The sequence below is a fragment of the Acinetobacter sp. HZNU-JH01 genome, from assembly GCF_037996845.1.
GTDB lineage: Bacteria > Pseudomonadota > Gammaproteobacteria > Pseudomonadales > Moraxellaceae > Acinetobacter > Acinetobacter haemolyticus.
The window spans coordinates 12,300-34,635 of sequence record NZ_JBBMZX010000001.1 but is presented as its reverse complement, the minus strand read 5'-3'; the positions used below and the strand labels follow the sequence as shown (position 1 = coordinate 34,635).

General features: G+C 39.5%; 19 protein-coding genes. 4 read left to right on the top strand and 15 right to left on the bottom strand.

Annotated features, from left to right (window positions below):
- Positions 1 to 50 precede the first annotated feature (50 nt).
- The 4 genes from AAC851_RS00160 to AAC851_RS00145 form a co-directional block, all read right to left on the bottom strand.
- Entirely contained in the window at positions 51 to 617 is a 567-nt protein-coding gene (locus AAC851_RS00160) for a hypothetical protein (RefSeq protein WP_017395270.1), read from the bottom strand.
- Positions 618 to 824: 207 nt separating this feature from the next.
- Positions 825 to 2,057: a dihydroorotase gene (locus AAC851_RS00155; RefSeq protein WP_340600298.1), complete on the bottom strand. Its 1,233-nt coding sequence runs from the start codon at positions 2,055 to 2,057 to the stop codon at positions 825 to 827.
- Between the two features lie 12 nt (positions 2,058 to 2,069).
- A complete protein-coding gene (locus AAC851_RS00150; protein WP_004639468.1) occupies positions 2,070 to 3,086 on the bottom strand; it encodes an aspartate carbamoyltransferase catalytic subunit in 1,017 nt (338 codons plus the stop codon).
- Between the two features lie 120 nt (positions 3,087 to 3,206).
- Positions 3,207 to 3,572 (bottom strand): hypothetical protein, encoded by a 366-nt coding sequence (locus AAC851_RS00145; RefSeq protein WP_113997173.1) that lies wholly within the window; start codon positions 3,570 to 3,572, stop codon positions 3,207 to 3,209.
- 264 nt (positions 3,573 to 3,836) lie between these two features.
- On the opposite strand from AAC851_RS00145, the gene rlmKL reads away from it, so the two are divergent.
- Positions 3,837 to 6,044 (top strand): bifunctional 23S rRNA (guanine(2069)-N(7))-methyltransferase RlmK/23S rRNA (guanine(2445)-N(2))-methyltransferase RlmL, encoded by a 2,208-nt coding sequence (gene rlmKL / locus AAC851_RS00140; protein ID WP_125502366.1) that lies wholly within the window; start codon positions 3,837 to 3,839, stop codon positions 6,042 to 6,044.
- A gap of 31 nt (positions 6,045 to 6,075) precedes the next feature.
- Here rlmKL and AAC851_RS00135 read toward each other — a convergent pair whose 3' ends face one another.
- Positions 6,076 to 6,501 (bottom strand): hypothetical protein, encoded by a 426-nt coding sequence (locus AAC851_RS00135; protein ID WP_004639475.1) that lies wholly within the window; start codon positions 6,499 to 6,501, stop codon positions 6,076 to 6,078.
- Positions 6,502 to 6,670: 169 nt separating this feature from the next.
- Positions 6,671 to 9,250 (bottom strand): ATP-dependent chaperone ClpB, encoded by a 2,580-nt coding sequence (gene clpB, locus AAC851_RS00130; RefSeq protein ID WP_004639477.1) that lies wholly within the window; start codon positions 9,248 to 9,250, stop codon positions 6,671 to 6,673.
- Between the two features lie 262 nt (positions 9,251 to 9,512).
- Between clpB and AAC851_RS00125 the strand changes: the two genes are divergently transcribed.
- Complete coding sequence (locus AAC851_RS00125) at positions 9,513 to 10,313, top strand: peptidoglycan DD-metalloendopeptidase family protein (protein ID WP_035375225.1); 801 nt, start codon at positions 9,513 to 9,515, stop codon at positions 10,311 to 10,313.
- Positions 10,314 to 10,377: 64 nt separating this feature from the next.
- Here the strand turns inward: AAC851_RS00125 and AAC851_RS00120 are convergent, their stop codons facing one another.
- On the bottom strand, positions 10,378 to 10,800 hold the full coding sequence (locus AAC851_RS00120) for an OsmC family protein (RefSeq protein WP_004639481.1): 423 nt from the start codon (positions 10,798 to 10,800) through the stop codon (positions 10,378 to 10,380).
- Between the two features lie 146 nt (positions 10,801 to 10,946).
- On the opposite strand from AAC851_RS00120, the gene crp reads away from it, so the two are divergent.
- On the top strand, positions 10,947 to 11,654 hold the full coding sequence (gene crp, locus AAC851_RS00115) for a cAMP-activated global transcriptional regulator CRP (protein ID WP_005082645.1): 708 nt from the start codon (positions 10,947 to 10,949) through the stop codon (positions 11,652 to 11,654).
- 202 nt (positions 11,655 to 11,856) lie between these two features.
- Positions 11,857 to 12,636 carry a M48 family metallopeptidase gene (locus AAC851_RS00110; protein ID WP_005090033.1) on the top strand — a complete coding sequence of 260 codons (780 nt, stop codon included), beginning with the start codon at positions 11,857 to 11,859 and terminating at the stop codon, positions 12,634 to 12,636.
- Between the two features lie 55 nt (positions 12,637 to 12,691).
- Here AAC851_RS00110 and AAC851_RS00105 read toward each other — a convergent pair whose 3' ends face one another.
- The 8 genes from AAC851_RS00105 to AAC851_RS00070 form a co-directional block, all read right to left on the bottom strand.
- Positions 12,692 to 14,422, bottom strand: a complete 1,731-nt coding sequence (locus AAC851_RS00105; RefSeq protein ID WP_005090031.1) for an acetyl/propionyl/methylcrotonyl-CoA carboxylase subunit alpha — start codon at positions 14,420 to 14,422, stop codon at positions 12,692 to 12,694.
- Entirely contained in the window at positions 14,406 to 15,998 is a 1,593-nt protein-coding gene (locus AAC851_RS00100; RefSeq protein WP_005090029.1) for a 5-oxoprolinase subunit B/C family protein, read from the bottom strand. Before AAC851_RS00100 ends, AAC851_RS00105 begins: the two co-directional genes overlap by 17 nt.
- 32 nt (positions 15,999 to 16,030) lie before the next feature.
- Entirely contained in the window at positions 16,031 to 16,792 is a 762-nt protein-coding gene (locus AAC851_RS00095) for a LamB/YcsF family protein (RefSeq protein WP_125502358.1), read from the bottom strand.
- A gap of 84 nt (positions 16,793 to 16,876) precedes the next feature.
- Positions 16,877 to 17,806, bottom strand: coding sequence for an LpxL/LpxP family acyltransferase (locus AAC851_RS00090; protein ID WP_075315449.1), 930 nt, complete (start codon positions 17,804 to 17,806; stop codon positions 16,877 to 16,879).
- 79 nt (positions 17,807 to 17,885) lie between these two features.
- Positions 17,886 to 18,758 carry a class I SAM-dependent methyltransferase gene (locus tag AAC851_RS00085; RefSeq protein WP_005090020.1) on the bottom strand — a complete coding sequence of 291 codons (873 nt, stop codon included), beginning with the start codon at positions 18,756 to 18,758 and terminating at the stop codon, positions 17,886 to 17,888.
- A gap of 95 nt (positions 18,759 to 18,853) precedes the next feature.
- Complete coding sequence (locus AAC851_RS00080; protein WP_340600297.1) at positions 18,854 to 20,374, bottom strand: flavin-containing monooxygenase; 1,521 nt, start codon at positions 20,372 to 20,374, stop codon at positions 18,854 to 18,856.
- Positions 20,375 to 20,468: 94 nt separating this feature from the next.
- Entirely contained in the window at positions 20,469 to 21,293 is an 825-nt protein-coding gene (locus tag AAC851_RS00075) for an SDR family NAD(P)-dependent oxidoreductase (RefSeq protein ID WP_005090017.1), read from the bottom strand.
- 36 nt (positions 21,294 to 21,329) lie between these two features.
- Complete coding sequence (locus AAC851_RS00070; RefSeq protein ID WP_017395081.1) at positions 21,330 to 22,304, bottom strand: metal-dependent hydrolase; 975 nt, start codon at positions 22,302 to 22,304, stop codon at positions 21,330 to 21,332.
- Positions 22,305 to 22,336: the final 32 nt, after the last annotated feature.

Here is a 22,336-nt window from a genome sequence, read left to right as displayed (position 1 = left end):
TCTAAATGTTGTTTGATTGGCAGCATGCCAAGAACCGCGATCTAAATCAATTATTTACTTATCTGATATAACCAAAGTAGTGAGAAACTAGCAAAAACCAAAGCAAAGAAAGGAAAAGCTTTGGGTTGCTTTGAGTCTTGTGGTGTAACTGGTATGGTCAAAATAGGTGGCATCAAGTTTTTTTCTGTCGTTTGCCCCAAGCTCAAAACCTCAGGAGTCCAATTTGGTAGCAATGCATGTATAGATTCTTTATGATCACGAAGATAATAAATAATACTGATGGTATCATTGCCGATCTCATTTGAAAGGACCGCTAAACTCTTTGGAATGGCTCGATTTAAAGTTTTTTCCACTTCAGCAACCGAAACTCGCCCTGCAGCCAAACGTAACAATAATGCATTTTTTACCTGATTATTTTTTTCAAACAAATCATAAACCGAAGGCGTTAATTTTTCCTTTAATTGATCAACAAGATCAGGTTTAACTAAAAATTGAGACAAAAGAATTGGGTAAAATCTAGACAAGATATCATTTTTTTCATTTACCAAGCTGGTTTGATCATTGACGATCACCGCTGATACTTTTTGTTTAAGTAACTCCATTGGATTTGTAGACATTGTATTAACTCCAACAATTCAAATGACTTATATCTCTTTTTTATAATTTTATGCAAAGTAAATCTCATTTCATTGATACTTTAATCTATTTTTTATCGTTTTCATGGGTTTTTAAAAAATTCAATACAATATAAACATATCAGCTACAGACTGCGGAATAGAGCTTTAAGCCAAAACTCTATTCCACTCAACAACTTGGACTAAATCTTAGGCAAATGTATGAACAACCTTACCAGTAAGCTGTTGTCCCAATAATGGCGTATTTTTGCCTTGAGAAAGGATGCTCTCTTTTGATACCGTCCATTGTTGTTCTGGATCAAGCAACACCCACCCTGCTTCTTGCAACCAACGTTCACGCATATTGGCAACCTCAGCTGGAATAATGGTTACTTTTTCAACCCATTCCAAAGGCTCAAATACACCTTCTTGAATCAGTTGAACACCCAGAGCAACATAGGTATCAAATGCTGTAATTCCTGGTTGCGTTTCTTCAAATGGGGCGATTTTAGCGGAGCTGCTTAATGGTTCATGATGGGTACAAATCGCATCAATTACGCCTTCTTTTAAACCTTGGCGCAGTAATGCTTTATCCTGTTCTGAACGCAAAGGTGGACGTACATGCGCTAATGAATTAAAGCCATCAATTAAATGTTCTGTTAAATGTAATTGATGCATAGCAACATCCGCTGTAACAGGCAAACCTTTGGCTTTTGCCATACGAATCAACTCAACTGACGCGCCACATGACAATAAACCAAAATGAGCTTTCACCCCAGTGGCTTCAATCATCAAAAGATATTTAGCAATCGCAACTGTTTCTGCAATTGCAGGAATCATTGGTAAGCCTTGGCGTGATGCAATAAAGCCTTCATGCACACAGCCATCTTTCGCAATTTGAGCCTCTTCCGCATAAAACACAACTGTCAGACCCAAACCAGCAGCATATTCGAGTGTACGGATCACGACATCATCATTTTCAAAAGCGGCATTGGCATTGGAAACTGCGGTACAACCACCTTTTTTTAGACCTGCCATATTTGCAGGTTGTTTGCCATTCAAGGCTTGGGTTTGCGCACCGATGATTTGCATATAAATGCCACCATCCAACCATGCTTTTTCGATTAAACCATGAATCAAGGCGCCATTGTCTTGAACAATTGGCTTAGAATCTGGTGGAGTAATAACGTGAAGAATACCATTGGCACGAGCTGCTTTACCTTCAGATTTTAAGGTACCGTGTTGTTGTTGTCCTGGTTCACGTAGACGTGCACAAAGATCAACCATGGTCGGCATTAACCATTTACCCTGACCATTGATAACTTCATCAACATGCTCGACAGCATCGTTTAACTTGCCGTTTTCGATATAAACCGTTTTGACTTGATCAGTTTTTTGAATTGGATCGAGCACACGGACATTTTCAATTTTTACAATACTCATGTGATCTATCCTTTACAGTGCAATCGCTTCAATTAAACCTTGTTCTTGTAACTGCCCTTGCATCGCAAGTGCAAGTACCGCCATTCGAACTGCAATACCATTGGTCACTTGTTTTAAAATCACCGATTGATCTCCATCAGCGACACTCGAATCTATCTCCACACCACGATTCATAGGACCAGGATGCATCACGATACAATCAGGTTTAGCCAATGCTAAACGCTCTTTGTTTAAGCCATACATTTTATAAAATTCAGCTTGTGATGATAAGGCTGGCGAGTCAATGCGTTCATTTTGAATACGCAATGCGATAATCACATCACAGTCTTTCACGCCCTGATCCATTTTATTAAACAAACGAACATGTTCACCGTATTCATCAAAGCCCACTGGCAATAATGTATTCGGCGCAATCACACGAATATCCTTACAGCCGAGAGTTTGTAGTGCTGCAACATTTGAGCGTGCGACACGTGAATGTTTAATATCACCAATAATGGCAACCGATAACGCTTCAAAAGGTTTTTTAGTTTCGCGACGAATGGTCAACATATCCAACATCGCTTGAGTTGGATGTGCGTGACGACCATCCCCAGCATTGATAATCGCAACATTGGGACAAACATCTTTGGCAATAAAATGCGCTGCACCAGATGACGAGTGGCGTACCACAAAAATATCAGCAGCCATCGCTTCCAAGTTCCAAAGTGTATCTCGTAAGGTTTCACCTTTGGATGTGCTGGAACGTGCAATATCGATATTCAAGACATTGGCAGATAAGCGTTTCGCTGCTGCTTCAAATGTAGTGCGAGTACGAGTAGAGTTTTCAAAAAACAGATTCATTACCGTTAATCCCTCCAGTAAGGGACGGTTAATCAAATTATTATTTTCATCTAAAAAGCTTTGCGCAGTATCTAAAATTTTGGTCAGGCTTTCCTTGGAAAGACCCTCAATTGTTAAAAAGTGTTTTAAATTTCCTTGTTGATTCAATTGAACCTGACTCGGTTGATGCAGGGCTGCAATATGCATAATGGATTCCTATGGGTCGAATCACCAAAACTTGCATAGTGTAGCCCAATTCTTTTATTTTAGTAGCACAACTTTTCATCGATATGTTGCAATAAATTAGAGCTTTGCAACAAAATTCCGCTATCGTAATGCACCAATATAGTGATGATGCACTTGAGCCTGATAAATCTCTTCTTCTGTAACCTCTGTTGAATAGAGCTCTGACACCTCTGGCTGTTCGACTTTTTCGATTTTTGCTGCTTTCTCTACACTGTTTTCAGGCAACAAATCAATTAATGAACTTAAGCGAGCAACATATCGCTCTAATTCCTGATCTTCAGTTGCCAAAGCAAGGTCTGCAATATGTCGAGCGTAATCTTTATTATGCACTAAATACATCACATCAATAACTCGACCTGATACACGTCGCATACGAACATACATTTGAGTTGCGATCGCAAAAGCATCTGCATTGACAACCACATCATTATTCAGATTATCTTTCATAATTCCCCCACTAAATTTCTTTAATTTCATCAACTTTAAGAAAAATAATTTTCTGATGAACAATGTTACTGTTAGCAAAATATGTACCAAATATTAAAATTATTATCCAAAATTCTTTTCTAACTGATAGCTCGCTCAGCTATCAGATATTCAAAAAAGTCGTTAATCGATGATAAAGCTGACAATCAAACAAATAAGCACCGACAGAATTGATAAAAATCAGTTAAAATAGCCGATTGCTGAACTGCTTTTTTGGAAATGTGCATGAATTCTACACAACGTCTGACAAACTATTGGGTGACCTGTGCGGATGGACTTGAAACCTTATTACAACAAGAATTGGAAAATTTAGGGATTCAAAACATTCAACGCTTCGCTGGACGTTTGGTATTTAAAGGCACACTTGAAAATGCATACCGTATTTGCATGTGGTCACGTCTTGCTTCTCGCGTACTTTTACCGATTCATACTCATGAGCTTGAACATACCCATGACGCACGTGATGTGGCTGAAGAACTTTATGAAGGTGCAATCAGCTTTGACTGGTCACTTATCTTTGCGCCACAAAGCACATTTGCAGTACGCCTACATGTCGAACGTGAAATTAAGGTCAATACTCAATTCGCAACCTTACGTGTTAAAGATGGTGTTGTCGATTCATTTATGGAAGCTGTGGGTAAACGGCCAAGCATTGATATTAAACAACCAGAAATTACGCTCTATGTTTTGGCTGGTAAGACAGAACACACTTACTGCTTAGATTTATCTGGCGATTCACTGCATAAACGTGGCTATCGTCGCTTCATGACCGATGCTCCTATTAAAGAAAATCTTGCAGCAGCAATTTTACAAAAAGCAGAATTAGCCGAATATCAACCCGATATTATCCTTGATCCTATGTGTGGTTCGGGTACATTTATCATCGAAGCCCTGATGATATTGACTGATCGCGCTCCAGGTCTAGTTAGACGTTTCGGTTTTAACGGTTGGCATGGACATGACCGTGAGCTTTGGTTATCACTAAAAGCAGAGGCTGCGGAACGCCATGAAAAGGCATTAGAACACCCCTTACCAAAACTATATGCTTATGATGCTGACTGGGAAGCTGTTAAAGCCACTCGTCAAAACATCATTGCCGCTGGTTTTGAAAAGTTACTTGATCAAATCCAAATTGAAGAACGTACTTTAGCGGATTGGGACAACTTCCATGCTGAAGGAAAAAAAGCCTTTATTGTAACTAACCCACCGTATGGTGAGCGTTTAGGCGATAAAGCATCTAACCGTTCTTTATATCTTGGTTTATCAGCGCTATTACAAAAGAATTTCCCAAATCAACGTGCAGCCATTATTGCTGCACAAGTTGAACAAGCTGATGTACTGGCTTTTCTTGAGCCTCAAACACTCCGCTTGATGAATGGTAAATTACCGATTTATGTGCGATTTGGTATGGTGAAGCCAGCCACAGTCACACAGCCATTTTTAGCAACATGGCAACCACAACAATTTGAAAAAATTGAAGGTGCAGAAGACTTTACCAACCGCTTGCAAAAGAACATGCAGAACCTAAAAAAATGGGCTGTAAAAGAAAATGTCTACTGCTTGCGTTTATATGATGCAGACTTGCCAGACTTCAATGTTGCAGTTGATCTGTATGGCGATCGATTGCATGTACAAGAATATGCTCCACCTAAAAGTATTGATCCAGAAAAAGCAAAAAAACGTTTTAATTTAGCCCTTGCTGCGATACGTGCTGTGACAGGCTTAGGTCGCGATGCAATCTTTATTAAAACTCGTGCACGACAAGCTGGATCAAACCAATATACAAAGCAAAGTACCGCATCTAAACGCTTTATTGTTCAAGAAGGCAATGCTCGTATCTTGGTTAACTTGACCGATTACTTAGACACAGGTTTATTCTTAGATCATCGCCAAATGCGTTTGAGAATTGCTAAAGAAGCCCGTGGAAAGCATTTCCTCAATCTTTATAGCTACACCTCAACAGCAAGTTTACATGCTGCTTTGGGCGGTGCAGCGAGTACAACTAGTGTAGATTTATCTAATACCTACCTGAGCTGGTCTAAAGAAAACTTTGTGCTGAATGGTTTAACTGTAGATCACGCTGATGAACAGCATATGTTCTTTGCAAGCGATTGTTTTGAATGGTTAAAAGAAGGACATGAGCAATACGATTTAATCTTTATTGATCCTCCAACGTTCTCAAACTCGAAAAAGTTTTATGGAACCTTTGACGTTCAACGTGACCATGTATCGCTGATTAAACGTGCAATGAACCGCTTAACCAGCGATGGAACGTTGTATTTCTCCAATAACTATCGTGGTTTTGAATTGGATGAAGAAATCGAAGCCATGTATGACATTGAAGAAATTACAAATGAAACCATTGGTTTAGATTTTAAACGAAATCATAAGATCCACAGAGCGTGGAAAATTATGCATCCCTCAATAAAATAAATGATCAAGTCGTTAACATTTCAGATCACGATTACTTTACAGTAATCGTGATTTCACCATGTATATTCGTCGATTCAAACTCATAGACCATAAATCGATCAGGAGACTCTTTATGTGGTTTCAAGGTTGCCCTCTTTTTATCACGGCTATCTGAAACCGTATTTTTCTTTTGTTCTTCGTAAGGTGATAGTGAACCATCTTCCAGCATACTGATCCTCACTTCACGTAAGAAACGATCACTTAACGCACGTTGAATACGCCAACGCTCTTGCTCAGGTTGCAAAGCATCTTGGTTGGCTTTGAAAATAATATTCGGCAAGGTACTCGTTGCCAATCCTGTTTGTAGTGCTAAGGTTGATTCTGGCATCGGTTGAGCACTCCACCCAAATGAAGAAGGCAAAATACCCATGCACAAAATTACACAAATACCTGCGTAATAATGTTGCTTGTTTTTCATTGCAATTCATCCTGAATCTTTTTCTTATTTGTTCTGAAACTATCAAGTTTTTCATCAAGCTGCAATCTTATTCAGCATATTCCTAAAAAAAACTGATCAATAGCATATAAACAAAAAAAGATGGCAATTTTCATCACCATCTTTTTGTTCAATTGATAAAATTTTAAGCTTAACTCAGTTTGACCTTATCAAATACAAGCTGACTATTTTCACCTTTAATCAAGATGTTATCACCTGCTTGAAACTCGCCAGATAAAATTTTCTGAGCTAAATTATTTTCTACCTGTTGTTGGATTGCTCGTTTCAATGGACGAGCACCATAAACAGGATCAAAACCAGCATCTATCAATAGGTCAAATGCAGTATCGTCCACAGTTAATCGCATGTCACGCTCGGCCAAACGAGAACGTAAACGATCCAACTGAATATCGGCAATGCCGCGGATCTGAGCTTTTTTCAGTGAATGGAAAATCACCAGCTCATCAATACGGTTGATAAACTCTGGGCGGAAATGTTGGCTTACAGCACTCATCACCACAGCTCGAACCTCATCATCTGTCGCCGTTTCACCTAATTCACGTACATCTTGTGAACCGAGATTAGAGGTCATCACAATCACTGTATTTTTGAAGTCCACCACACGACCTTGTGAATCTGTTAAGCGACCATCATCCAACACTTGTAATAAGATATTGAATACATCTGGGTGTGCTTTCTCCACCTCATCAAACAGTACGACGCTATAAGGTTTACGGCGTACAGCTTCAGTTAAAACACCACCTTCTTCATAACCGACATAGCCTGGAGGTGCACCAACCAAACGACTGACAGAGTGTTTTTCCATAAATTCGGACATATCAATTCGAATCATGGCATCATCACTATCAAACAAGAAGTTTGCTAGCGCTTTGGTTAACTCGGTTTTACCCACACCTGTTGGACCAAGGAATAAGAAAGAACCACTAGGGCGATTCGGGTCTGATAGACCTGCACGTGAGCGACGTACTGCATTGGAAACAGCCACCACAGCCTCATCTTGACCAACCACACGGTTATGTAAAAATGATTCCATATGGAGAAGTTTTTCACGTTCACCTTGCAACATTTTCGCTACTGGAATACCTGTTGCCGCACTTACGACTTCCGCAATTTCGTTCTCAGTCACTTTGGTACGAATAAGTTTTGGTTCTTCGTTTTCCTCAGCAATCTCAGCCTGCTCTAGTCGTTTCTGCAACTCTGGAATCACACCATATTGCAAGCGTGCTGCTTCAGCTAAGTCACCTTCACGTTTTGCTTTTTCTAAAGCAACTCGAGCTTGGTCCAATTCTACTTGCGCTTTCTTATCACCTTCAACCAGTGTTTTTTCAGCTTTCCAAATCTCTTCAAGATCATTATACTCTTTTTGCTTTTCAGCAATTTGCTGTTCAAGATGGTTGACTTCAGCTTTACTACCATCATCTTGATCTTTTTTCACGGCTTCCAATTGCATTTTCAACTGGATTAAACGACGATCAAGTTTATCTAAAGCTTCAGGCTTTGAATCAATCTCCATTTTGATACGCGATGCTGCTTCGTCAATTAAATCAATCGCCTTATCTGGTAATTGACGATCAGTAATATAACGATGCGACATTTTCGCTGCAGCAATAATCGCAGAATCTAAAATTTGCACGCCATGGTGAGTTGCATACTTCTCTTTTAGACCACGTAAAATCGCAATGGTATCCTCAACACTTGGTTCATCCACCAATACTTTTTGGAAGCGACGTTCAAGTGCAGCATCCTTCTCAATATATTGACGATATTCATCTAAAGTCGTTGCACCTACACAGCGTAACTCACCGCGTGCCAAAGCAGGTTTTAACATATTCCCTGCATCCATTGCGCCATCACCCTTTCCAGCACCCACGAGTGTATGTAGCTCATCGATAAACAGGATGATTTCACCTTCATGTTTAGCTAGGTCTTTAAGTACTGCTTTTAAACGCTCTTCGAATTCACCACGGTATTTTGCACCAGCAAGGAGAGAACCCAAATCCAGTGAAAGGACGCGTTTATTCTTCAATCCTTCTGGCACTTCGCCATTTACGATACGTTGGGCTAAACCTTCAACAATTGCAGTTTTACCTACCCCCGGTTCACCAATCAATACTGGATTATTTTTGGTACGGCGAGATAACACCTGAATCGTACGGCGAATTTCATCGTCACGACCAATCACAGGATCAAGTTTGCCCGCTAATGCACGTTCAGTTAAATCAATGGTGTATTTATTCAGTGAGTCCCGTTGATCTTCGTGATTATTGCTCATGACTTTGTCATTTCCTCTAATATTTTCAATAACTTTACGCAAGCTTTCTGAGGTTACACCGACACTATTGAGAATCGTCTTGGTTTCTCCTGTCTCAGCTAAACCAAGTAACACCCAATCGGTTGATAAGAACTCATCACCTGCTTTCTGAGCATAGCGATCAGCTAGATTTAATGCCTTTACTGCTTCGGGATTAAGATTAATATCACCCGTTGGATTTGCCAGTGTCGGTGCATTTTGTATAGCTTGCTCAAGTTTTTGCTTTAATTCTGGCAAACGAGCGCCCGCCTGTTGCAGCAAACTTAAATTGGCTGGCTCTTCTAATAAAGTTGTCAAGATATGAATCCCTGCGATAGCAGTATGATCCTTACCCATTGCCAAAGATTGTGCATCTGAGAGCGCTTGCTGTAAGCGGTTTGTAAATTTTTCAAAACGCATTCTTGTTATTCCTCACAACAAATTTTTAACTTATCACTTAGATGGGAACGTTTTTTAAAATTTCAAATAAAATTTATATATTTTTCAATATTTTATTAAAAAACAATGAATAAAACTCAGTCATAATATGGGTGTATAAACAATCTATTTCAAGTATATTTTGTTTAATTTTTCGATCTATCACATTTTGAACAAAATCCTTATTGTGATTCTTAATCCGACGTTTTAGCTTAACACTTTACTTGAATCAAAAATGGCTCTCATGTATTTAAAAACAATATTGCTTGGCGCAGCTTGTCTTGTCTCTACTCATTCGGCATTTGCGCAACTTCCACAAGATTCTCGTCGCGCTGGTGGAGTTGCTGTTATTCCTTTAACGGCAGAAACTACAGAAGTCTTTTATCAACAAAAGCCTGTGTTAATCACGCAAGAAGGTACACAACGTTATGCTGTGTTAGGTATCCCTCTTTCTACACCTGTTGGTCAATTACAGCTCACCACAAACAGCAAACCGATTCAAATCGAAATCCGACCTTATAAATATGCTGAACAACGGCTTACCATTAAAAATCAAGACTATGTCAACCCTAGTCAAGCACAGTTAGATCGTTATGCACAGGAAGCTAAAGAACAGAATAGCGTTTATGAGTCATTTACAACCAGTACATGGAAAAACATACCAAATTTTATTCGACCAACAGCTGGGAAATTCAGTAACTCTTTCGGTCGCAAGCGATTCTTTAATGGCGAAGAACGTGCACCTCACTCCGGTTTAGATATTCCTGCACCAGTTGGACAAAAAGTGGTAGCACCTGCTGATGGTATTGTTGTTCAGACTGGTGATTATTTTTTTAATGGAAAAACCGTACTGATTGATCATGGTCAAGGTTTAATCAGCATGTTCTGCCACCTTAGTAAAATTAATGTAGAAAAAGGGCAATCTATTCGCCAAGGTGAGGTACTCGGCTTAGTGGGTAAAACTGGGCGAGTCACAGGTGCACATTTGCATTGGGGAATGAGTCTTAACAATGCACGTGTTGATCCTCAGTTGTTTCTAAAATAAAGCCAATAAAAAAGTGATCTGTGTTAAATAGATCACTTTTTAGATAAACTTAATAGTTTTCCGTCTATTCTGCTTCAACAATTTCAAAATCATGTGTAATTTCTACACCACCATCAGACAACATTTTACTTGCTGAACAATATTTTTCTGCTGATAATTCCACGGCTTTTTCGACTTGCTTGGTTTTCACCGCTTTCCCGGTGATCACAAAGTGTAAGTGGATTTTGGTGAATACTGCTGGAATTGTGTCCGCCCTCTCAGCTTTTAGCTGACATATGACACCTGTCACATCTTGGCGAGATTTCTTTAATATAGTCACAATATCAAACGAAGCACACCCACCAAGTCCCATTAAAATCAACTCCATAGGACGTGGGCCACGGTTTTCACCACCATATTCAGCAGAACCATCCATCACTAAACTGTGACCACTTTCTGATTTCGCCTCAAAAGCAACATTCTCTAACCAATGTACACTTGTTTGCATTGCAACTACCCGAAAAACGTTATAAATTTACTCTGTTCTTGTACACTAACATAAAATGAGTTGATAAGGAATTTCATCTCTTCTGTGTAGAAAAAGCTCAAACGAGCCTGTGCGATCGGTTTCATCCAAATTCGGAAATTTTAAGCATGACTTCAAATTTTTCACATCTTAGCACTGATGCTTTGTCTCCAGGCCAACTACCTGAATCAGTAAAAGCTTTGCTAAAACGTGCTCATATTAACAGATACCCTAAACGCACCACGATTGTTGACGCTGGAACGGAATCAAGATCACTGTATTTAATTTTAAAAGGTTCAGTATCAATTATTTTACGTGAAGATGATGAACGTGAAATCGTTGTTGCTTATTTGAACCCTGGGGACTTCTTTGGTGAGATGGGTCTTTTTGAAAAGAACCCTCAACGTACTGCTGAAGTACGCACTCGAGATGTATGCGAAATTGCAGAGATTTCTTATGACAATTTCCATGAATTAAGTAAACAGTATCCTGATTTAAGTTACGCAGTATTTGCTCAACTGGTGCGTCGTCTTAAAAACACAACTCGTAAAGTAACTGACCTTGCCTTTATCGACGTTTCAGGTCGTATTGCACGTTGCTTAATCGACTTATCTGCTCAACCAGAGGCAATGATTTTACCGAATGGTCGTCAGATTCGTATCACTCGTCAAGAGATTGGTCGTATTGTCGGTTGCTCTCGTGAAATGGTTGGTCGTGTCCTCAAAACACTTGAAGACCAAGGCATGATCCAAACTGATGGTAAAGCAATTTTAATTTTTGATGCGTCTTTAGAGGAAAATACCTTTCCTGAAGATGAATATGATGATGAAGATTGATTAATTTAGATCACCGTCATATAAAAAGCCAGTGTTCACACTGGCTTTATTTTTTGAATAAAAAGAACAAAATCAATAGGCTTTTGATTACATAATTACTATGATTATAGAGATAATCAGAATGTAAAGAATGGTCAACTTTTTTTATAATTCGGCTTAAGTATATTGATATTGATAAGATACTGATTTGGAGAGAATAAGTATGAAGAAGTTCGCTTTAAGCCTTTGTGCAATCACTGTGATGACCATTTCTGGCTGCGCATCGTTTGCTGAAATGGCTGGTGCCGATACTGCAACCCTCAATGCACAATCAGCACAGGGCTTTGCACAAATGACTCAAGAAGCCCGTGCAAAAAATCAACTTGATACAAGTTCTGCAACTTACCAACGAATCAACACGGTATTTAATCGTCTAAAACCACATGCAGATAAACTTAACCAAACAGGTCAACGTTTTGACTGGCAGCTCGCTGTATTGAAATCAGATACCGTCAATGCTTATGTCGCTCCAGGTGGTAAAGTCGTCTTCTATACAGGCATTGTAAATAAGCTTAATCTCACCAATGATGAAATCGCTGCAATCATGGGCCATGAGATGACGCATGCTTTAGAAGAACATGCGAAAAGTAAAATTGGCGCTCAAGCATTGACTAACTTAGCAATTGGTATTGGTACCTCTTATGCAGGTGCAAACATTGGTGAAGCGGGTAATGCAGCAATCAATCTAGGTAGCCAAATTGGTATCGGCTTACCTTACTCTCGTAACCTAGAAAGCCGTGCTGACTACGGCGGTTTAATGCTGATGGCACAAGCGGGCTACAATCCTAATGCGGCTATTACTTTATGGGAAAAAATGAACCGCTTAGATGGTAAAGGCGGCTCTGCTTTCTTATCCACTCACCCATCAAATACACAACGTATTGCAGATATGCGTAAGAACTTACCTGCTGCAATGGCGATTTATAATAACAGCCGTCGTTAATCTGTTTACAGCCATTAAATCTCAAGTAGATTTAATGGCTTACATAATTCACTTACTATCCTTCTATTCTCGCAATTTCCTCATCTGCATTTATGGTCAAATTTATACCTCTTAGATGTTGAATCCTTCCTGTGCAGTGAGCAATTACAGGAACCTCCATTTTCATCGCCTCCATCATGGCAATCACATCACCTTGTTGCACTTGATCATTCTCTTTAATTTTCCAAGCACTGATGACACCATTGATCGGTGCAAGTACAGCTTTTTCGTTTTTAGAAACTTGTTTAACATTGTTATGGACATCTGGGCGGTGCTTGTTCTCCATTTGAAAGAATGCTAAAGGCAACCCAATCTCATGCAGTTTACCGTCAATCTCAATATGATAGCGCTGCAATGTCATTTGATCTGATCTTTGACTGCGAGGCTGTACTGCAAAAACATGTGAACAATCCTGCTCAATCCAACGCGTATGAATTTTAAACTCATCCACAAAATCAGGTTCAGTTAAAATCGCCTGATGGAATGGCAATACAGAAGCAATCCCTTCTAATTTAAAATGAGCAAGTGCTCTCTTAGCACGTTGAATCGCTATTTCCCGCGTAGCTCCAGTCACAATCAATTTTGCCATCAAAGAATCAAAATGGCTGGACACCAGACTTCCATTTCCTACACCTCGATCTAAACGGATACCGATTCCGGATGGTGGATCGAACTGAGTGATTTGACCAAACGCAGGTATAAAACCACGTGCAGGGTCTTCTGCATTAATTCTAAACTCAATTGCATGCCCCTGAGGCTCAGGAGTTGTCTGAATCGAAAGTGGCTGCCCCAAGGCGATTCTGATTTGCTCTACAACCAAATCGATGCCTGTAGTTTGTTCTGTCACAGGATGTTCAACTTGTAATCGTGTATTCACTTCAAGAAACGAAAGTTTGTTATCTTGACTCAATAAATATTCAACTGTTCCTGCACCCACATATTTTGCCATTCGACAGATATTGACTGACGACTGAATGATTTGCTGATAAATTTGTTCACTGATAAAAGGTGCAGGTGCTTCTTCGACTAACTTTTGATTACGACGCTGTAAAGAACAATCACGAGTACCAACGACCACCACTTGACCATGTTGATCAGCAATGATTTGTGCTTCGATATGTCTAGGTTTTTCTAAATACTGCTCTACAAAGCATTCACCTCGCCCAAATGCAGCTTGCGCTTCACGTACCGCAGACTCATATAAATGAGCAACTTCATCTAACCGCCAAGCCACCTTTAAACCACGCCCACCACCACCATAAGCAGCTTTGATTGCGATCGGTAATCCATATTGTTGAGCAAATGTGACTGCTTCAGCCGCAGAGTTAAGCGGTTGTTCCGTCCCATAAACTAAAGGTGCACCAACAGATTGAGCAATTTTACGCGCTTGTATTTTATCACCTAGTTTCTCAATGCTTTCTGGCGATGGTCCAATCCAGATCAATCCAGCATCAATGACAGCTTGAGCAAAATCCGCACGCTCCGACAGAAAACCATATCCTGGATGGATCATCGTTACCTGTGCCTGTCGCGCAATCGATAAAATTTTATCAATGTCTAAGTAGGTTTCTTTGGCAGTCACCCCCGACAGCGCCCATGCTTCATCCGCATATTGGACATATAAACTATCAATATCATCATCTGCATACACTGCAACTGAACGAATATCTAAATCTTGACAAGCCTGAATAATACGAACCGCAATTTCCCCACGATTAGCGATTAAAAGTTTATGCTGTGTACTCATGTGATGCGATATCCATAAAATCTGAAATTTTTCTAAATTGAATGAAACACCCTGCTGCAAGTTGAGCAATAAGCCCCAGATGATACGGTGCTACCGCGGCAATCACTGGATACCCCCCTGTTAATGGATGGTCATTCATAAACAAAACTGGTTGACCATTTGCTGGAACTTGAATTGCACCCGTACAACATCCTTCACTAGGTAACTCTTGGTTTATTTGTCGTTGTAGCGGCTGCTCTCCCAATAGTCTTAGACCAATTCGATTACTTTCTGTGGTGACTAACCAAGCTTGACTAAATAATAGATCCACACTCTGTGGATTAAACCAATCCGCTCGAGGTCCGAGTATGACATCAACCACAACCGTCTCACCCTTGCTTGGTAAAGTAATAGCCGATTGATCTAAGTTTACAGCTTGTGTTTTTAATTGATCAGCATAAATTTGATCACCAACTTTAATCGGTAATGGTCCCAACTCAGCCAAAACATCATAACTTGCACTTTCTAGCACACGCTCAACAGCAAACCCACCACGAATAGCCAAATAGTTACGAAGTCCTGCTTGAGGTGGCGAGATATAAATTTCATCACCAGCGTCTAAAGCAATCGGCTGGTATAATGACTCTTGAACTTTGTTCGAGTTCGCATAAGTTATCCAAAGCGCTGCTGCTGCACCTGTCACTGCAATCACTGTTGATTGCAATACTTTCAATCGCAATCCACCATTCAATATTTCAAAGACAGCCGCATCAGAAGGGTTGCCTACAATTAGATTCGCACTTTTAAAAGCACGATCATCCATCGCCCCTGCTCGTCCTATACCCAGTTTGAACATATTTCTACGCCCATCATCTTGCACTAAGACTTGTAAACCGACATTTTTAACTTCGAATACTGCTGATTTTTCATTCCTTTTTGGAATAGAAATGGGTATATCGGGGACAGAAATCTGTGTTGGATGATTACGAACATCTTTAAAGATAACCTGATCACTGGGTAACAATAAAGCAGGTTGAGCACGATGAATATCCCACATTTTTTCATCGGTTTGGCCAATTAGTTGCCAGCCTCCTGGGCTATCTTTAGGATAAACACCACTATATTCACCTGCTAAACCCACAGATCCAGCCCCAATCTTCTTTCGTGGCGAGGCCAAACGCGGGATACTGGTGAATGGATGATCAGGACTGACCAAATACGCAAAACCTGGGGCAAAACCAATAAATGCAACCTGCCAATGACTGTGAGTATGCTTATAGATAACCTTATCAACACTGATTCCCAAATACTCAGCAACATGGGTTAAATCAGCACCTTGATAATTAACCTGTAGAACAACTTCTTTGCCTGTATTGAAAAAGTCTTGTTTTATTTTTTGCGTGGAGATCCACTGGATTAATTTCTTTACATCAATACACAAACAATCAAAATGAACCAATATCGTTCGGGCTGCGGGTATCATTTCCTGAATATAAGGATGCTGGCTATGTTGTAAAAAATGATACGTTGCAATTGTTTCTTCTAAACTAGGAAATTCAATTAACACACAATCCAAATTAACTGATAAAAACCGCATCTCATCACTCTTTTTATTATGGTCAAAAAGGCTTAACCCACAAAATTACGTATTTGAATATGCTGTGCTAACAGTGTTTGTCGAATCTCTTGTGCCATTTGTACAGCACCCATCGTATCGCCATGCACACATATAGTATCGGCTTGAATCTTGGTGAACTCGCCCTCAATCGATTCCACTCCACCTTTTAACACCATATCTAATACCCGCTGTGCAACCAGCCCAGTATCATGAATCACAGCATTATCTAACCGACGAGAGACCAAAGTGCCATTGTTGTGATAAGCACGATCCGCAAACGCTTCTGAAACCACCGCTAAACCTTGCTTACGGGCAAAGGGAATCAACGGTGATCCAGCCAACCCAACCAACACGAGATTGGCGTCATACTGTTGAATCGCATCAATCACCGCTTGGGCTTGTTCTAAATCTGTAGCAATGGTGTTATATAACGCCCCATGTGGCTTTACATACTTAACGCATGTTCCCGCAACTTGGGCCAAACCTTGTAAAGCTGAAATCTGATACAGCACATCTGCAAATAATTCATCATAAGACAAATCCATGTTTCGGCGGCCAAAGCCAACCAAATCAGGATAAGAAACATGTGCACCAACAGCGACGTTGCGTTGAGCTGCTTGTTTTAACGTTTTTAAAATATTCTGTGGATCACCTGCATGAAAACCACAGGCAATGTTAGCACTACTGACCACAGAAAGGATTTGATCATCATTGCCCATTTTCCATGCACCATAGCTTTCACCTAAGTCGCTATTTAAATCAATCTGAATCATGGCCTTATATCAAAATCCAAAAAGTAATCCGCTTAATTATTACACTATAGTTTCGACCATGCCAGTAAACTTAAGAGTGTTCAATTAATAAATTTTTGCTTGTCCTTCGATTCTTGTTTTAAATCTACGATGAAACCACATATATTGCGTTGGCTGCATTCTGATCTGATTTTCGATAATCAAATTCACTCGCGTCGCATCTTCGATCTCATCAAGACTTGGAAAATTTTCTAAAGGTGGTTCTAATAAAATATGATATTGCGGATTTGTTATATCTCCTTCACGATAAAAGAATAAAGGAATAGCCAATGCTTTGGTAATTTTCATCAATCGTCGATGCGCTGTTAATGTCGCAGCCTGAACACCAAAAAATGGCGCCATAACACCTTGCTTCAATCCAAAATCCTGATCAGGACTATACCAAATGGCATGCCCATTTTTTAGACTGTGAATTAAGCCTTTCATATCATCTTTGCCTATTTGATTCTTATAAATCGTGGCTCGACATCTACGAATCAACATATCAAGTAGAGGATTGTTCTGTGGACGATAAACCACATCAAAATCAAAGAAACGACTACTTACAAAACCACCTGCATCTAAAAGTGTAGTATGTGTTCCTAACAATAGCACCCCTTGCTGTTGTGCATTTTCAATATGTTGTAATCCATGGATATGAATTCGGTTTTTAAACCAACTTGGCTTATACCAAGCATTTAATGCTTCAAACAAACCAAGCATCATATTCAAGAAAACTTGTTGTGCATCCTTTTGTATTTCTAACTCACTTTTATTAGGGAAACAAACCTCTAGATTCCTAATTGTGGTTTTTCTGCGAGATTTCAAAGCTTTCCATGCAACTTTAGATAAAAGATCCGCTAAACGCCATTGGATTGCCCAAGGTAAAATTGCGAATACCATCAAGATCAGTAAAGCAATCCATATTCCCCAATACTTAGGCAGTAAAAAAGACCATTGAAATTTACTGGCCTCAAGTTGTTGTTCAGCGCTCATAGCGACAAGTTTCTTAAATAAAACTCACCAGCGTAGCATATCTAGTTTTTTTAATGTTCTTAATTGTGTTCTTCTCAATCTATTTTAAACACAAATGCAGCATATGCGTTGCTATGGTATGTCGAATATGGTCTGGACGCTGATGAAAATACCGCTGACTTAGACCATCACCTGATAAATCTTCTATGACCTGATAGCCGATTTCATTTACAGCTTGATGTAAGTCTTTCGGCCGAAACTGACCTTTTAATGGCTCTTTCAAAAACCGTGTAAATTGTGAAACGAACAAACTCCCGAAACGCTCAACACCATCCAACTCACGATAATCAATCGAATAATCTAAAACCACTTCACTGCCCTCGCTCGCGATTTGAGCAATACTGGATAAGGTATGTAATGTCGTTTGTGGTTCGAGATAATGGGTTGTGCCTAACCAAGAAAAAAATGCTTTTTGGTCTTGTTGAAAGGAACTTCTCGCCAAAGCATCTGTAATCGACTCTTTTTCAAAATCAATTGATACAAACTCAACATTAGCTGGAATGTCACCAAATTCTTTGAGTTTCAACTGTTTTGCCGCTTGGGTATCAGGATGATCAACTTCAAAAATTTTTAAATTAGGATAGCGCTGTGCTTGTCTCAACGTGAACGAATCTAAACCAGCACCCACCAAGACATATTGCTGAGTTCCTTGCTGAATCGCTTGCTGCAATAAGTCTTCTGCATAACGCGAACGACCAACAACTTGCCCTGTCAGTAAACCTAACGTTCGGTTAAATACAGTAGAATTCATCACTTTAACGGTCAGTGGAGTTTTTAATAATTTTTGCCAACCTTTACTGGTTAGCTCAAATGCAAATGGATCAGAAAAAACAGGATTTTCGGCATTTTTGAAATGATTTGCTCGTAATGCAGCAGCCGCTTCAGCCGTTCGGCTTGATTGTCCATCTTTCATATTTATTACCTAATTTATTTGTATCTTGCAAAAAATAAGCAGCAAACTCCATCCTAAGATAAAATTTACTGCCCTAATATCACTCGACTAAAAAATTAGTTGGTCTTTTCAGTTTGATACGTCAGTTGATAATCGTTTAAATCCATCTGTTTTAAACGTTGTTTTAACTTCTTCAATGACCAAGGCCAAGCAGCAAAGTTTCGACCATTTGCATCTAAATAGTAGCTCTTACATCCACCAGCATTGAAAACAGTTGTTTTAAGATGCTTTTGTACTAACTCATTATGTTTTTTAATCACTTCAGGTTTGATATTCAACTTGGCAATACCTTGATCTCTAATTTTCAATAAACCATCAACGATATAATCAAGTTGAGCTTCTGCTAGACCAATAAAAGAGTCATAAACCAGAACGTTCGGCCCCAAAACTAAGAAAGCATTTGGTACATTTTCAATGCTTGTACCTAAATATGCCTCTGGAGAGCTACTTTTCCAAAGGTCATTTAAAATCTCACCTTTTTCATTCGCAACACGCTTGCCAATCGGTGGATGAGAGACTTCAAAACCTGTACCCCAAATGATCACATCAACTTCATGACGCTCACCATTTGCAGCAACAACAGTATTACCTTCAACTTTAACTAAGCCATGAGGGATGAGTTTAGTATTTGGTTGCTGTAAAGCTGGATAATAATTGTTAGCGAACAACAAACGCTTACATCCGATAGTGAAGTTTGGCGTCACATTTTTACGCAATTCTGGATCTTCAACTTGGAAGCGTAAAATCAGCTTAGCTAACTCACCGACTGGTTTTAACACAGCAGGATTACGTAAACCAAAGTTAATTGCATTCAATGATTGAGCAACCGCTTGGCGCCAAGTTTTTTGAATTAATGGATATTTCTCGATTAATTTTTTACTTACATCACCCAAATCCGTATCAGGTTTTGGAACAACCCACGGCGCGGTACGCTGGAATACATATAATTCTTTAGCTTTTGGTTGAATTTGTGGCACAAACTGAATTGCTGATGCACCCGTTCCAATGACCGCAATACGTTTACCAGTCAAATCATAATCATGATTCCATCTTGCTGAATGGAACATTTCGCCAGTAAAGGTCTCTAGACCATCTAATTTTGGAATTTGAGCTTCTGTAATTGGACCTGTTGCGAAGATCGCTGAGCGTGACAAAAACTGCCCTTTATTAGTATCCATCACCCATAAATTACGCTCATTATCCCATTTTGCACTGAGTAACTCTGTACCAAATTCAATTTTTGAACTTACGCCAAAATTCTCACTTACTTCTTCTAAGTAGTTCAAAATTTCTGGTTGACGAGCAAACAAGTGACTCCACTTTGCACTTGGTGCAAATGAGTATGAATACAAAGCTGACGGTACGTCACAACCACAACCTGGATAAGTGTTTTCGCGCCAAGTACCACCAACGCGTGTTGCCTTTTCAATGATCTTGTAGTTGCTATAACCAACTTGATCAAGACGAATTGCTGTCGCAATACCTGAAATCCCTGCCCCCACGATAAATGTATCGTAAATATGCTGTGGGAGCGCTTTTTTGTCAGCAGAATTTAATTTTTTTGCTTGAGCTGTCATTCAAAATATCCTTTCATTTATTTAACTAAAATAAGCATTGATTAACCTAAAGAAAGCTTATTTCAGTAATTAAAATCTTTTTCCTAAACAGGTTTTATTTCATCAATCGGTATGATGTACCCAAGAATTTTGCATATAAATTCGGAGCAGTACGTTTCATTAACCAGAATAGTTTTGCGTCAATCTGTGGGATGGTATAAAGCTGATCTTTATCCAAACGATCTAATGTCAGCTTGGCAACTTTGTCACTGGTCGTGAAGGCCAAGTTTGTCAGTGCATAGTCCAAGATACCCTTGTGCGGTACTTTTCCGTTTTTGATGATATTGGTCGGCACCAATGTTGGACATAACACATTGACCTTGATGTTATGTTTTCTCAATTCAGCTGAAAGCGTTTCAGACAAAGCACGTACCCCAGCTTTAGTCACGTTATACGCTGTCATTTCAGGTGCCGCAGTATAAGACGCTGCCGAAGCAACATTGATAATTGCACCACGACCAAGTTGTTTAAACTTTGGTACGAAATAGTGACAACCATGAATCACGCCCCATAAGTTAATATCTGAAACCCATTTCCAATCTTCCAGCGAGGTTTCATCAAACTTACCACCCAACCCAACACCTGCATTGTTGATCACAAGTGTTGTTGGATGTTGCATAAGTTGTTCTGCTTGGTCAGCAAGCTTTTCAACTTGTTTAGCATTTCCAACATCGCACTTTACTGCAAAAGCTTTTGAACCCAATTGCTCGATTAAGGCAACCGTTTCTTTTGCTGCATCCAAGTTAATATCAGAGCAAACCACAGTCCCACCACGCTTTGCCAGTTCAAGTGCAAAACTACGACCAATCCCACTTCCCGCACCAGTTACCACTGCATATGCCTTTTGGCTTGGTTTGGCTTTCTTTCCAAATAATTTCATATTTGTATTCCAAATTATTGTTTCAGCTTGACCAAGTTATGCAGATGCTGCACGAACAGGTGGTACAAATTCTTTTAAGAAATAAGGTGATAACAAACCTGTTTCTGGATTTAATAAACGCTCTTTGTAATATTCCATGTATTTTGTAGTGTCATGGTCGTTTGGATGGAAGCTTGGACGTAAATATTCCAAGATATGCATAAAGCTACTACCAAATACCCCTCGTTCACTACCAAATAACAATGCGGTACTTTCTAATACATCTTTCATATAACGTGGATTGATCAAATTACTTGGCTTACGAATAAATGGCATCAAGTAACCACCTAAAGAAACACCACCTAAAATGGTTAAACTTGCAAGTAAGAATCCAGTGATACGAACCCAGTAATCTCCTGATAACTCTAGAAACACATCATAGGCAATATCTTTATGCTCTGATTCTTCGAGCATGTGCCACATCCACATCGCACGCTGTCTTTCATCTTGCGAACCAAGCAAATATTCTTCATGCTGCATCATAAATTCAGCGAGTACAGCGGTGTAATGCTCAATACCTGCCATCAAAGATAGCTGCATAGAGTGCGGTAGTTTATAAATTCCGTACTCAAACACTTTATCTGCAATCGCACGAAGTAATTCGACTGGATAACCATTCTCTTTGAGAACTTCATCATTGAATTGATTATGAATTTTTGAGTGAATTGCTTCTTGACCAATTAATGAAGTCAATCTTTGTTTCAAAATCGGATCATTAATAAATTCACGATGGTGACGAGCTGTCTCAATGACCACATCCTCACCAAAGGTTAAGAAAATCGATAAAGCATGAAAATAAGAAGTCGCCAACTCTTTATTTAAGAAGAACTTCTGATCCAACTCAGCTGGATTAAATTTGAAATCAAAATGACGAATAGGAATTGGAGCCTTGTTCGCTAAATTTTGGACAATGCCTTGATATTTAGTACTAAGTTTGTCTGAAAATACATTTCGAATAACTTGAGCGACCATAACTGATCCCCTCATATAAAGAGTAAAAAATC